Origin of the sequence: Streptomyces phaeoluteigriseus (assembly GCF_001896135.2) — a bacterium.
GTDB classification, from domain to species: domain Bacteria; phylum Actinomycetota; class Actinomycetes; order Streptomycetales; family Streptomycetaceae; genus Streptomyces; species Streptomyces phaeoluteigriseus.
Genome location: NZ_MPOH02000003.1, coordinates 131,022 through 144,138, shown reverse-complemented (window position 1 = coordinate 144,138; position 13,117 = coordinate 131,022). Strand labels below are relative to the sequence as shown.

Below are 13,117 nucleotides of genomic sequence, written 5' to 3'. Positions count from 1 at the left end.
GGTCAAGGCCGCCGTCGGCCGCGGCGGGCCGCCACCGGCCGCCACCACCCCGTCGGCCGGTCGGCAGCGGGCCCGGTCGCACCCCGCCGCCCGACCGGCCACTCGGCGCACGGCCGTTCGGCCGCCCGTCGGGCCGAGTTCGGCGAGAGCCCGCCTGCCGTCCGGCACGGAGGCGCAGCTCACCGCGCTGATCGAGAGGGCCACCGGCCGAAACCGTGGCGGAGCGCTGATTACCGGTACGGGCCATGCCTTCGGCAGGATGGCCCCATGACCGAGATCCGCACCCCCCGCCTCATCCTCCGTCGCTGGCACGACGACGACCTGGTCCCCATGGCCGAGATCAACGCCGATCCCGATGTGATGCGCTGGGTCGACGACGGCTCGGTGCTCGACCTGGACGGCACGGCGGAGGCCATCGAGCGGTGGGAGGAGGAGTGGGACGAGGAGGGGTTCGGACTCTTCGCGGTCGAGTTGCTGGCCTCGGGCGAGCTGGCCGGCTTCACCGGCCTGTCCGTGCCCGATCACCTGCCGGAGGTGGCCTCCGAAGTGGCGATCAGCTGGCGGCTCGGCTCACCGTTCTGGGGCCAGGGGTACGCCTCCGAGGCCGCGCAGGCCACGTTGGAGTTCGCGCTCCAGGACCGTGGCCTGGACCGTGTCATCAGTGTCTGCCGGGTGGGGGACGAGGCCTCCGAGAACGTCATCCGCAAGCTCGGCATGGTGCCGGAGCGGGTGACCACCCATCCGGTGCACGGCTTCCCGCTGGGCATTCACGCCATCGACCTCACCGAGTACCAGGGGTGAACCGGCTAAGCCGCGTCCCCGGTCACGCCTGACCGGTCTTCGGTGGGCGGACGGACTGCTGGTGACGGAAGACGTCGTGGGGGTCCCAGCTCGCCTTCGCGCGTTGCAGGCGCTGGTAGTTGTCCTTGTAGTAGAGCTTGTGCCAGGGCTGGCCGGACGTGTTGAGGTGCGGGTCGCCCAGGTCGGTGTCGGGGTAGTTGACGTAGCAGCCGTCGGTGTTCGACGACAGGGACGCGGGCAGGGCGGGGTCGGGCACCGCGGGCACTCCCCCGGTGGACTGGTAGACGTCCCGGTAGAAGCCCTGGATCCAGCGCAGGTGCGGGCCCGCGATCTCCGGGTCCCTGTCGGCGTCCCGGTAGTCGTACACCCCGTTGCCGTCGGCGTCCTTGCCCCAGCTCCAGTACGCCTGGTATTGGAGCTTAAGGACCGAGGAGCGCTGCGGCACGGCCGTGTCGCCCGCGGCCACGTCGTTGATCCTCCCGCCGTAGGAGTCGACCTGGAGCAGGGCGTCGGGGTTGCTGTACCCCGGGTCGGTGACATGGCGGTGGATCGCGTCGATCTGCTGGTCGGTGAACCCCTTGGTCATGTAGGCCGACTTGTACTTGCCGCAGCGGTTGGGCCCGGAGTCGTTCAGGCTCTGGGTGGCGGTGAGCCAGGGCAGCAGAGTCGGGATGAACAGGGCGTCCTGCGCCGGGTGTTCACCGATCTGTTTGTCCAGGGCCGTCTCGGTGACGTGGTGGCCGCTGCCGGTGGTGAAGCCCTCGGTGATCCAGTCCAGGAAGGCCTTCAGGCGGGCGGGGGCGTCCTTGCCCGTGCCGTCGAGCTGGACGGTCAGGCCCACCTTGCCGTTGCTCATGTGGGTGAGCTTGAGGAGGGTGAACATGTCGCGGTAGCCGTTGCGGTGGATGAAGTCCGGGCCGGTGCCGTGCTGTTCGTGCGTGAAGAACTCCCCGTAGCGGCGTACCAGGGACTTGAACAGATCGGGTCGCTCACGGAAGTCGTCCCAGGTCCAGGCGACGGACCGGAGCAGCACCTGGGCCGGTGGCGACTGCAGACCTCGGAACCAGTACCTGGTGATGACGCCGAAGTTCCCGCCGCCGCCTCCGGTGTGCGCCCACCACAGGTCGCGCAGCGCGGGATCCTCGGAGTCCTTGCGGGCGACGGTGCGGCGGGGGGTCCTGCCGTCGGCGGCGGTGACCACCTCGACGGCGTACAGATAGTCGACGGTCAGTCCGAGCATGCGGGACAGCAGACCGTATCCACCGCCCGAGATGTGGCCGCCGAGTCCGACCGAGTTGCAGGACCCGCCGGGCAGGGCGAGGCCGGTCGACCGGTAGAGCTGGGTGGTGCTGTGCCAGTTCGTCGCCCCTGCCTCGATGCAGTAGGCGTCCATGGAGGCGTCGAAGAAGACGCGGTTCATCTGGCTGACGTCGATGATGACGCCGACGTCCTCGGAGGAGACGAAGTCCTCGTAGCAGTGGCCGCCCGAGCGCACGGTGATCCTGCGGGTGGCGTGGGCGGGGTCGGCGAGGAACTTGGCGAGTGCCGACTCCACGTCTTCGGTGGAGGTGGCGACGACGACGTAGTCGGGATGGGCGATCCAGCGCTGGTTGAATCCGCGGCGCAGCGCGTCGTAACGCGCGTCCCCCGAGCTGACTTCGATCGGACTCACGGACATGACACCTCTCGGGGCTCGCGGAACGGTGACGTTAAGTGCACACGAAGAAACCTAAAGTCACCGACCGGGCGATGTCCGTCGATCCGCCGGGCCCCGCCGGATAAACCCTGACCGCCCGATGCACGGACACACGCCGCCCGCGCGCGGCACCGCGTCCGGCCCCGCCGCACACCCGCCGACTCCGGCGCACGCCCCCGACCCGTCACGGCCCGACCGGGGGCGCCGCCGGCTGCTGCGGACGGGCCATGAGGATGGCGACGTCGTCCTGCGCGGGGTACGGCAGCATCTGCTCCAGGACGTCGTCACAGAGGGTCGCGAGTGACCGTCCGGGCGTCCGCAGGGCCTGGGCGAGCCGGTCGAGGCCCTGGTCGAGGTCCCGGCCGCGGGCTTCGACCAGACCGTCGGTGTACAGGACCAGCAGGCTGCCCGGCGGCAGCGGGACCTCTTCGGTGCGGAACTCGTGCCCTCCCGTCCCCAGCGGGGTTCCCGGCGGGCCGTCCAGGAAGACGATCGACCCGTCGGGTGCCATCACCGCCGGCGGGGGGTGGCCGGCGCGGGCCACCAGGCATCCGCCGGAGGCGGGATCGTGGACGGCGTAGACACAGGTCGCCATCTCGTCCTCGCCCATGTCGGCGACGACGGCGTCCAGCGAGCGGAGCAGGCGGGCCGGATGCATGTCGTGCCGGGCGAGGGTGCGCACCGCAGTGCGGAGCTGCCCCATGACCGCGGCGGCGTGGATGCCATGGCCCATGACGTCCCCGATGACGAGTCCGGTTCTGCCCTCGGGCAGCGCGATGACGTCGAACCAGTCGCCGCCGACGTCGTGTTCGCTGGCGGGCAGGTACCGTCCGGTGAGTTCGAGGCCGGGGACGACGGGCAGCGCGCTGTTGGTCAGGCTGCGCTGCAGGGTGAGGGCCGCCGCGCGCTGACGGGTGTACATGAGGGCGTTGTCGATGTTCAGGGCGGCGCGCGCGGCCAGCTCGTCGATGAGGACGCAGTCCTGCTCGTCGAAGGGCTCGCGGCTGCGCAGCCGGGTCACCACGACCGCGCCGAGCACCTTGCCGCGGGCGACCAGGGGGATCAGCCGTGCGGAGCCGAGGGTCATCAGGTACTCGCGCAGGTCCTCGGCCCGGGGGTCGGTGACCAGCGCCCGGACGTCCGAGCGGTACAGGTTCGTCGGCCGCCCCTCGGTGATGACCCGCTCGTACAGGGAGCCGTGCGGGAGCTGGTACGTCACGCCCGGCGCGAGCTTCGCCATGGGGGCGGAGGGGTCGGTGAAGTGGGCGGCCATGCGCCGGACCACGCCGTGGGTGGAGGCGGCGGAGTCGTCGGGCTGCATGACCTCTTCGAGGAGCTGCACATCGGCGGAGTCGGCGAGCTGCGGCACCAGCATCTGCGCGATCTCCTCGGCGGTCTGCCGTAGGTCCAGGGTGGTGCCGATCCGGGTGCCCGCCTCAGCCAGCAGGGCGAAGCGGCGTCTGGCGCGCTCGGCGTCGGCCTCGGCGCGCTGGCTCTCCGTGATGTCGATGAGGGAGGCGATCAGGCCCAGCGTCCGGCCGGCGCCGTCGACGAGGGGGGCGTAGGAGCAGGACCAGGTCCGGTCGTGTCGGGGATCCGCCGCGGTGCGTCCGGTACGGCGGACGTCGACGACGGCGGTGCCCTGGTCCAGGACCTTCCTCATCGTGGACTCCAGTGCCACGGCGTTGACACCGGGCACGACCTCGGTGAGCCGTTTGCCCAGGTGCTCGGCGGCGGAGAGGCCGTTCATCCGGGCGAGGGCGTCATTGACCCGCAGGAAGCGCAGGTCGGTGCCGAGGGTGGCGAGACCGATGGGCGACTGGCTGAAGAGGCTCTCCAGGGCCGCCAGCGAGTCCCGCATGCGCAGCACCTGCGACGTCTCGACGGCGATCAGCAGCGCGCCGGCCCGTCCGCGCGCGTCGGCGGCGGGGACGATCCACATCTCCATCCTCACCTGGTGGCCGTCGCGGTGGCGCACCCAGAGGGTTCCGACCACGGTTTCCCCGGCGTGGACGCGGCGGGTCAGCTGGTCGGCGAGTTCACCGTTGCCCTCGGGGACGAGCAGGGCCGAGGCGGGCCGGTCGAGTACGTCCCCGGGCCGGTAGCCGAGCAGGTCCTGGGCGGCTAGCGACCACTCCGTGACGCGGCCGTCGGCGTCCTCCCGCCACAGTGCGATCGGCAGCAGTTCGCGCAGCACACCCGCGTACCCGACAGCCGTGGGGGGCTGTTCCGGCACCGGTCCCGCCGTCTGGTGAGCGTCCACCGCACGACCTAACCACCAGGCAATATTTCATCTGAAAACACCCTATCCGGATCAGCCGAGTCCACCAGGCGGGGCATCGCGCCGACCGAACACGGAGAGCACATGTCGACCAAATGGTCCCATTCGGGCGATTTCGGGCTTATCGACTTATCCTGACGTCGGGAGGGCTCGATCGTCGAGAGCCGGTCAGTCGACCGGCGGGAAGCGAGCTTCCATGGCTGAGCGATTGAAAAGGTCGGGACTGGTGGGCGAACTGTCGGCCGAGTTCGCCGGCACGATGGTGCTCATCCTCTTCGGATGCGGCGTCGTCGCCCAAGTGGTCGCCGGCGGGGCCCTGACGACACCGCCGGGCGGCCTCGGAAACCACGACAGCATCGCCTGGGCGTGGGGCATCGGCGTCACCCTGGGCGTATATGTCGCGGCCCGGCTGAGCGGCGCCCACCTCAATCCCGCGGTGACCGTCGCGCTGGCGGCGTTCAAGGGATTCCCGTGGCGCAAGGTCGCGCCGTACGCGGCGGCACAGACGGCGGGCGCCTTCGTGGCGGCCCTCATCGTCCGGTGGAACTACACCGAGGCACTGGCGAAGGCCGACCCCGGTCACACCATCAGGACACAGGGCGTGTTCTCCACACTCCCCGCCAACGGCAACACGAATCTCCCCGTGCACGAGTGGGGCGCCTTCCGCGACCAGATCATCGGCACCGCCATCCTGCTGCTGCTGATCATGGCCGTCACGGACCTGCTCAACAACCCGCCGGGCGCGAACCTGGCCCCGTTCATCGTGGGTCTGATCGTCGTGGCCATCGGCATGGCGTGGGGAACCAACGCCGGTTACGCGATCAATCCGGCCCGTGACTTCGGCCCCCGGCTGGCCAGCTTCCTCACCGGCTACGGCGGAGCGTGGCGAGATCAGTACGGGAACATCTACTTCTGGGTGCCGATCCTCGGCCCCCTGATCGGCGGCCTGCTCGGCGCCGGACTGTACAAGGCGTTCATCGGCCGGTTCCTGCCGACGGCGGAGCCGGAGCCTCCCGGTCGTGTCCCCGCACCCGACCCAGAGCGCTGACACCCGCAACCAGAGCGCCGGCACCCGCAGCAAAGGCGGCAACCCATGGCTGACTTCGTGGGCGCGGTGGACCAAGGCACCACCAGCACCCGATTCATGATCTTCGACCACGCCGGGAACGAGGTGGCGAAGCACCAGTTGGAGCACGCCCAGATCCTTCCGCGGTCCGGCTGGGTCGAACACGACCCGGTGGAGATCTGGGAACGCACCAACTCCGTGATGCAGAACGCCCTGCGGCACGGCAACCTGTCCCCGGAGGACCTGGCGGCGATCGGCATCACCAACCAGCGGGAGACCACGGTGGTGTGGGATCCGCGCAACGGACGCCCCTACTACAACGCCATCGTCTGGCAGGACACCCGCACCGACTCCATCGCCGCGGCTCTGGAACGCTCGGGCCAGGGCGACGTCATCCGCCGCAAGGCGGGCCTGCCCCCGGCGACCTACTTCTCCGGCGGCAAGATCCAGTGGATCCTGGAGAACGTCGACGGGGTCCGCGAGGCCGCGGAACAGGGCCACGCCCTCTTCGGCAACACCGACAGCTGGGTCCTGTGGAACCTCACGGGCGGCCCCGACGGCGGCATCCACGCCACCGACGTGACCAACGCCAGCCGGACCATGCTGATGGACCTGGAGACCCTGGACTGGGACGACGAGCTGCTGGGCTTCTTCGGGATCCCCCGGGCCATGCTGCCCAGCATCAACTCCTCCTCCCACCGCGAGGCGTACGGCGTCACGCGCACCTCGCGGCCACTGCGCGCCGCCATCCCCATCACCGGGGTGCTCGGCGACCAGCAGGCGGCCACGGTGGGGCAGGTCTGCTACGCCCCCGGCGAAGCCAAGAACACCTACGGCACCGGCAACTTCCTGGTCCTCAACACCGGTACCGAGCTGGTCCGTTCACAGCACGGCCTGCTCACCACGGTGGCGTACCGGTTCGGCGACGAGCCGGCGGTCTACGCCCTGGAGGGCTCCATCGCGGTGACCGGGTCCGCGGTGCAGTGGCTGCGCGACCAGATGAAGATCATCAGCACTGCCGCCGAGAGCGAGACGCTGGCCCGTACCGTCGAGGACAACGGCGGCATGTACTTCGTGCCCGCCTTCTCCGGCCTGTTCGCTCCGTACTGGCGCTCCGACGCCCGCGGCGCGATCGTCGGTCTGGCCCGCTACAACGACAACGGCCACCTGGCCCGCGCGACCCTGGAGTCGATCTGCTACCAGAGCCGTGACGTCGTCGAGGCCATGGAGCAGGACTCCGGTGTCCACCTCGACGTCCTCAAGGTCGACGGCGGTGTCACCGCCAACGACCTGTGCATGCAGATCCAGGCCGACGTCCTCGGGGTCCCCGTCAGCCGCCCGGTCGTCGCCGAGACCACCGCGCTCGGCGCCGCCTACGCGGCGGGCCTGGCGATCGGCTTCTGGCGCGACACCGACGAACTGCGCACCCACTGGCAGGAGTCCGAGCGCTGGCAGCCCCAGTGGTCGGACGAGCAGAGAGCGGAGGGCTACGCGGGCTGGAAGAAGGCGGTGGAACGCACGCTGGACTGGGCCCAGGTCGATTAGGCACCCTTCGGGCGCCCTTGCGGAATGCTCTCCCGAGCCGGGACCGACAGCATGTGCCGGTCCCGGCTCAGCCGCGTCCCGTTCAGGGTGTGCACCGTGGCGGCGGCCCCGGCAGTCCCCGGGGTACGGTCTGCCTGTCCGGGGCAGCCGGACAGGCAGAGACCCGGAGGCAGCTCCGGCCGAGCGCAAGGAGCCTGTCCACGATGGGAACCGCCGTCCACGTGCCGCAGACCAGGGACATGATCGGGGAGGAACTGTCCGGCGACGAGGCACTGATCGCGTTGCGCCGCTACGGCGGCATGTCCCTGCTCGTCGACGCCTTCACCCGGTTCCGGTACGCCGACGGCTTCACCAACGCGCGGGCGCTCGCCTTCCAGGTCGTGCTCGGTCTGGTGCCCTTCACGCTGGCCCTGGTGGGCCTGGCGACCTCCGTGCACACCGACTCCGTGGGCCGGGTCATCGAACGGACGCTCGGTGACATCGTGCCCGGTACCGGCGCCGACCTCCTCGACGACGCGTTCGCCGGGACGCGGCGCAGCGCGCACGGCGACGTGTGGAGCACCCTCGCGCTGTGGCTCGGCCTGGGGTTCGCCATGCTGAACCTCGCCTCCGCGATGGCCCAGATAGAGCGGGGCGCCAACCGTATCTACGGCATCGAGCGCGACCGCCCCTTCCCGCGCAAGTACGGACGCGCGCTCCTGCTGTCCGTCGCGGCAGGGATGCCGCTGGTGCTCGGGTTCGTGGCGCTCGCGGCCGGCGGGCCGCTCGGCGACGCCGTCACCGAGACCCTCGGCGTCGGTGTCGGCGGGCACCTCTGGTGGGACGCGCTGAGGATCCTCGTGGGTCTGGGGCTCGCGTGGATCGCGTCCGCCGCCATCTTCCGCTGGTCTCCGCGCCGCAGGCAGCCCGGCTACACCTGGCTCGCCTTCGGCAGCGCGGTGCACCTGGTCCTGTGGGTCGGGGCCACCTGGATGCTGGCTCTCTACGTCGGGAAGAGCGCCTCGTTCGGCGCCGTGTACGGCCCGCTCACCGCCTTCGTCGCACTTCTGCTGTGGGCCAACGTCACCGCCATCGCCCTGTTCCTCGGCATCGCCTTCGCCGCCCAACTGGAGGCGGCCCGCGCCGGTATCGAGGCCCCCGTCCGCCCCGACCCGGGATCCGGCCCCTGAAACCACACCGCCTGCCACCGGGACGGTGGACACGACACACCCACCCGCGGCCGGCGACCTCCACCCGGACGCGCCGGAAGCAGCCCGCGCCGGTATTGTCCGGGACGGCCACGGCACCCGTCCCGGCCGGCCGGGACGGCGTGGGCCGGCGCAGCAGGCGGCGCGGGTCGCGGAGCCGGGCGGGGCGTCGGCCGTGCAGGAGCCCCAGAACGATCGCGGCGGCCACCGCGATCAGGTGCTCGCGGCCGGCCAGGTTGGGCTTGGCCATCGACTCCCACACCATCGAGCCGCCGGTGAGCGTGAAGACGACGGGGGCGCGCCGGATGACGGAGATGTAGGTGAACAGGCCGACGACCGCGGCCGACGGGCCCGTGTCGAGCACCTGCCCCGCCTCGGGCGGGAGACCGAACCCCCACCGGTCCGGGCCCGCCATGATCATCACGCGGGCGGTGAGGGTGCCGGCCAGCGTGGTCGCGTAGGCGACGGCGAGCGTGCGGGCCCGGCCGAGGCTGTTCTCGGCCAGCGCGAAGGCGAGGAACAACTGGGTGATGCCGGCCCAGACCGGCAGGTCGAGCGCGGGGACGTACAGCGAGACCGGGGTGCGCAGGAGGGCCAGCCACAGGGGCAGATCGCCCTGCACGCCGCCGACGGCCCGGACGACGTCCGCCCCGGCCGGCCGCTGGGCGAGGGCGTGGAAGAAGACGACGCCCCCGACGGCGACACCGGCGAGCAGCAGCCCGGCGGGCCCGCGCCTGCGCAGTCGCCGTACCGGGTCGACGAAGATGTTGTGGCCCTCGTCGCGGAGCGTGCGCAGGACGAACGCGCCGGCGCGGGCCGGCAGGCCGAGCGGCTCGCGCTTCGCGCCGTCGCGCGCGGCACGGCCACCGTCCGCGGTTCCGCGCCGTTCCTCCGCTGGACGCACGACTTCCACACTCTCCCCCCACCGCTCGCCGCGCGCGGGGAGCGCACGGCCGTGTCCGGCACCCGTGCGGGCGGCGTCGGCCCGGTCGGCCGGACCCGCGCGCCGGGTCATACGCCCATAGAGACGTCAGGAAGGCCTTCAGGGATCACTCCGGTGCTGTGATGAGGAGAGACACCGGACCGACATCGGACCGCACCCCTCGCGTGGCAGGGGGTGCGGGGTCCCGGCCGGATCGGACACGGGGGAAGTCGGCGCCGGCCGGGAACGACCGGGGTTCCCTGGGGAGCCGGCCGCTTCCCCACCGTAGGACGCCGGCGCGGAGCCCGCCCGGCGGGTGGGCAGACCGGGTGATCGGCGCCGGACAGCCCGGCGACCGGCCCCTGGCTGTCCGGGACCGGGTCCGCCGGGCGGCTGCGGGTTCTCAGCCCTGGCGGGCCTTGAAGCGGGGCTCCTTCTTGTTGATGACGAAGGTGACCCCCTTCCGGCGCACGACCTGGGCTCCGGGCCTGGACTTCAGGGAACGCAGGGAATTGCGCACCTTCATGGCTGCCTCCTCGTGTTGCATCCTCGGGCCGACACACTGAGGCCGGCGCTCCTCGGGCAGCGCCGTGGCGCCGGCCCTTCTCGGGTCATACCGCCGTGGCGCCGGCCCTCCTCGGGTCATACCGCCGTGGCGCCGGCCCTCCTCGGGTCACAGCGCCGTGGCGCCGGCCCTCCTCGGGTCACAGCGCTGTGGCACCGGCCCTTCTCGGGTCAGCGCTCCTCGCGGAACGTGACGTGCCGTCCGGCGACCGAGTCGTACTTGCGCAGGACCAGCCGGTCTGCGTCGTTGCGGCGGTTCTTGCGGGTCACGTAGGTCGCGCCGGTACCGGCCGTGGACCTCAGGGTGACGACGGGGCGCGCCGTGCTGCGTGCCATGGGGGCCTCCTCTCACCGGCATCGCACTCATTGAGCGGTGCATGCCAATCGAGGTTTGCAACAGCGGAGGGGACGAGGTCATTCCCGTGCCTCTCGGTTACAGTGCTCCGCCGGTGTCGAACAAGAGGCCGGTTTCGAGCGGAGGAGAGACAGCGGTGCGCTTCGGGGTGGGGAACGGTTGGCGGGGGATCGCGGCGGCGGTGCTGCTGACGGGGATGGCGGCGGGGTGCGGGGAGTCGGGGGAGGACTCGGGTCCGGCCGGCGGCAAGGGCTCGGCCACGGCCGAGGTCGCGGCGCGCGGGGAGACCATCGGGGCCGCCGGTTCGGCCTGTGAGCTTCCCGTCACCTTCGACATCGCCGAGTTCTGGGAGGCCGAGAGGATCGACGCGGCGGCGCAGCACAGCGACACCGACGACGAGGTGTCCGACGCGGTCGGCGACGCACTCGCCGACGCCTTCCTGCACCAGGGCCCGGTCACGATGGCCTGCGAGGTCGACGCCAAGCCGGCCGGAAAGCTCGGCTTCCTGCGGGTGTGGACGGGCAAGCCGGGCGACGCGGACGCCCGCGACGTACTGGAGGGCTTCGTGGGTGCCGAGAAGACGGCGAGCGGGGAGAAGTACCGCGCGTTCAGGTCCGGCTCGCTCTCCGGCACGGAGGTGGAGTACACGACGACGAGTGAGCTGCTGGAGGAGACGAAGAAGGAGCGTGCCCTCGCCGTGAGCACGCCCGACGGCCCGGTCGTCGTCCACCTCGGGGGCATGGACACCGAGGAGCACGAGGCCATGCTGCCCGCCTACGAGCTGGCCAAGAGGACCCTGAAGGCGACTGCCTGACGCTGCCCTGACCGGCCCCTCGCGGCCCCGCAGGTCGCTCAGCCGGCGAGCAGCTCCCGCATCCGTGCGGCGGCCCGTACGGCCGCGTCGGCGCAGCAGTTGTTGAACAGTACGTGCACGCGTTCGACCCGTTCGGCGAGGGCGTGCACCCTGGGGAGCCACTCGCGCAGTTCGTCGTCGGTGTACTCGTGCCGGAAGCGGTCCTCCTTGCTGCCCGTCCCCCAGGCGTGGCTGCGGCCGTGGAACCGCACGACCGCCAGCCGTTCGCAGGTCACGGGCGTGACCGGCGGGATCGCGGACGGCAGCGACGGCTCCATGTCGACGGCGACGGCGGCGAAACCGCAGGACCGCAGCAACTCCTCGGTGATCGACCGCTGTTCGCCGCGCCACCAGTCGGGGTGCCGGAACTCCACGCAGACCGGCCACCCGGCGGTGCGCTCACGGCATTCGGTGAGGACGGCACGCGCGCGCGGGCGGGTCGCAGCCACGGCGGGAACTGGAAGAGGACGGCGCCCAGCCGGCCCGCCTCGCGCAGCGGCGCGATGCCGTCCGTGAAGCGCCGCCACACCTCGTCGAGCGCCTTCGGGGAGCGGACGTCGTCGGGCAGCCCCGGCGGCAGTACTTCGGAGCGGGTGGGGTGGCCGGTGAGCAGGGAGAACGCCTTCACGTCGAAGACGAACCCGTCGGGGGTGCGCTCCGCCCAGAGGCGGCATGTGCGTTCGGAGGGCAGGGCGTAGTACGTCGCGTCGACCTCCACGAGGGGGAAGCGTTCGGCGTAGTGCCGCAGCCGCCCCTCCGCGTCCCGCCGTCCGGCCGGGTACCAGCCGCTGCCGAGGAGTGCCCGGTCCGTCCACGAACAGGAGCCGGTCAGTATCGTGCCCATGGCGGCCGGTTACCCCGGACGGGCCGGGTCAGCCACCGATCGCTGTGCCCGGTGGACGAGATGACCGCCCGTCACCGCCATTAGGGCCGGCGCCTGCGGCAGTTCGTCGGCGGGCGCCTCGACCGGCTCCAGGTCCAGGGACGGGATGACCGCCCGTCACCGTCAACAGGACCGGCACCTCGGGCAGTTCGTCAGGGGGCACACCTCGGCCGGGTCCACGGCCAGGCGGTCAGGTCGGCCCGGGATCCGGGCACCGTACGGTCCACGTGCTCCGACTCCCGGCGGCGCGGGTGGCGTTGCGTGGTGCAGCCCTCCAGCGCCTCAAGGCCGGTCAGGCCGGGCCGCCGGGAGGCCGCGCCACGCGGGGCGCGTGCGGTGGTCAGAACCGCCCGGACGTTGTAGCGGGCGGAGCCGAGGCGAGGGTGGCGCCGAGGACGGTCTGGGCCGGCCCCGCGACGTAGAGGGAGCCGTGGCGGGGGTGGACGCGGCCCGGGGCGCGAGGCAGCACGCCCTCCTCGCCGAGGGCGAGGGCGAGGGCGAGGGCCGGAGCGGTTGATGGCGTCCTGGAAGGTCGGGCGCCGTGGATGATGGAGCAGTACGAGCGGGCGGTGACCCTGCTGCTGGACGCCGGGTGCCGTCGGTGAGGTGATGCCGCTGCTCATCGCCCTGGAGAAGCCGGTCCTGGGCGCCGGTCCTGGGCGCTGGTCCTGGGCGCCGCCCTCGACCTCGCGGCCCCCGAGACGATGCGGGAACCGACCGACCGCGCCCCGACCCCGCGGCCGGCCCGTGCCCTCGCCGCGGTGCCCGAGGGCCGGGCGGCCCGTGCCTTCGAGGCGGGCCTGACCGCTTTCATGACCCACGCCCGCGCGCTGCGGACCGCCGGGGCCTCTTCATAGGAGCCGTTGGGAGTGGGCGCGCCAGGACCCGTGGGGGTGGGAACGGTGAGAGCCGCAGGCGCCCTGACGGTCGTAGGAGCCCTGACGGTCCTGGAACCCCTGACGGC

General features: G+C 71.9%; 12 protein-coding genes and 1 pseudogene. 6 read left to right on the top strand and 7 right to left on the bottom strand.

Annotation, left to right across the window (positions count from 1 at the left end):
* Positions 1-267 precede the first annotated feature (267 nt).
* Positions 268-801 (top strand): GNAT family N-acetyltransferase, encoded by a 534-nt coding sequence (locus BM536_RS02425; protein ID WP_073498333.1) that lies wholly within the window; start codon positions 268-270, stop codon positions 799-801.
* Positions 802-823: 22 nt separating this feature from the next.
* On the opposite strand, the gene BM536_RS02420 is transcribed toward BM536_RS02425, so the two are convergent.
* Entirely contained in the window at positions 824-2,479 is a 1,656-nt protein-coding gene (locus tag BM536_RS02420; RefSeq protein WP_073498331.1) for an FAD-binding oxidoreductase, read from the bottom strand.
* 202 nt (positions 2,480-2,681) lie between these two features.
* Positions 2,682-4,733, bottom strand: a complete 2,052-nt coding sequence (locus BM536_RS02415; protein ID WP_245873234.1) for a SpoIIE family protein phosphatase — start codon at positions 4,731-4,733, stop codon at positions 2,682-2,684.
* A 241-nt stretch (positions 4,734-4,974) separates the two neighbouring features.
* Between BM536_RS02415 and BM536_RS02410 the strand changes: the two genes are divergently transcribed.
* From BM536_RS02410 to BM536_RS02400, 3 genes are all read left to right on the top strand, one after another.
* Positions 4,975-5,826, top strand: a complete 852-nt coding sequence (locus BM536_RS02410) for an MIP/aquaporin family protein (protein WP_073498329.1) — start codon at positions 4,975-4,977, stop codon at positions 5,824-5,826.
* A 45-nt stretch (positions 5,827-5,871) separates the two neighbouring features.
* On the top strand, positions 5,872-7,389 hold the full coding sequence (glpK, locus tag BM536_RS02405; protein WP_073498327.1) for a glycerol kinase GlpK: 1,518 nt from the start codon (positions 5,872-5,874) through the stop codon (positions 7,387-7,389).
* A gap of 203 nt (positions 7,390-7,592) precedes the next feature.
* Positions 7,593-8,558 carry a YihY/virulence factor BrkB family protein gene (locus BM536_RS02400; RefSeq protein WP_073498325.1) on the top strand — a complete coding sequence of 322 codons (966 nt, stop codon included), beginning with the start codon at positions 7,593-7,595 and terminating at the stop codon, positions 8,556-8,558.
* Here BM536_RS02400 and BM536_RS42225 read toward each other — a convergent pair.
* The 3 genes from BM536_RS42225 to rpmG all read right to left on the bottom strand — a co-directional run bounded on the left by BM536_RS42225 (position 8,452) and on the right by rpmG (position 10,398).
* The gene (locus BM536_RS42225; protein ID WP_245873233.1) at positions 8,452-9,591 is read right to left on the bottom strand and encodes a hypothetical protein; all 1,140 of its coding nucleotides are present in this window, start codon (positions 9,589-9,591) and stop codon (positions 8,452-8,454) included. The two genes, BM536_RS02400 and BM536_RS42225, sit on opposite strands and share 107 nt — an antisense overlap.
* A 310-nt stretch (positions 9,592-9,901) precedes the next feature.
* Complete coding sequence (gene ykgO, locus BM536_RS02390; RefSeq protein WP_073498960.1) at positions 9,902-10,024, bottom strand: type B 50S ribosomal protein L36; 123 nt, start codon at positions 10,022-10,024, stop codon at positions 9,902-9,904.
* Between the two features lie 209 nt (positions 10,025-10,233).
* The gene (gene rpmG, locus BM536_RS02385; protein ID WP_073498959.1) at positions 10,234-10,398 is read right to left on the bottom strand and encodes a 50S ribosomal protein L33; all 165 of its coding nucleotides are present in this window, start codon (positions 10,396-10,398) and stop codon (positions 10,234-10,236) included.
* Positions 10,399-10,553: 155 nt separating this feature from the next.
* Between rpmG and BM536_RS02380 the strand changes: the two genes are divergently transcribed.
* Positions 10,554-11,231 carry a lipoprotein gene (locus tag BM536_RS02380; protein ID WP_245873232.1) on the top strand — a complete coding sequence of 226 codons (678 nt, stop codon included), beginning with the start codon at positions 10,554-10,556 and terminating at the stop codon, positions 11,229-11,231.
* Between the two features lie 38 nt (positions 11,232-11,269).
* Here BM536_RS02380 and BM536_RS02375 read toward each other — a convergent pair.
* Together BM536_RS02375 and BM536_RS43825 are read right to left on the bottom strand one after the other, a co-directional pair.
* Positions 11,270-12,114, bottom strand: a pseudogene (locus tag BM536_RS02375) (DUF72 domain-containing protein).
* Between the two features lie 379 nt (positions 12,115-12,493).
* Positions 12,494-12,622: a hypothetical protein gene (locus BM536_RS43825; protein WP_281258531.1), complete on the bottom strand. Its 129-nt coding sequence runs from the start codon at positions 12,620-12,622 to the stop codon at positions 12,494-12,496.
* A 235-nt stretch (positions 12,623-12,857) separates the two neighbouring features.
* Here BM536_RS43825 and BM536_RS42220 point away from each other — a divergent pair, with 235 nt between their 5' ends.
* Positions 12,858-13,010, top strand: coding sequence for a hypothetical protein (locus tag BM536_RS42220; RefSeq protein ID WP_245873231.1), 153 nt, complete (start codon positions 12,858-12,860; stop codon positions 13,008-13,010).
* Positions 13,011-13,117 lie beyond the last annotated feature (107 nt).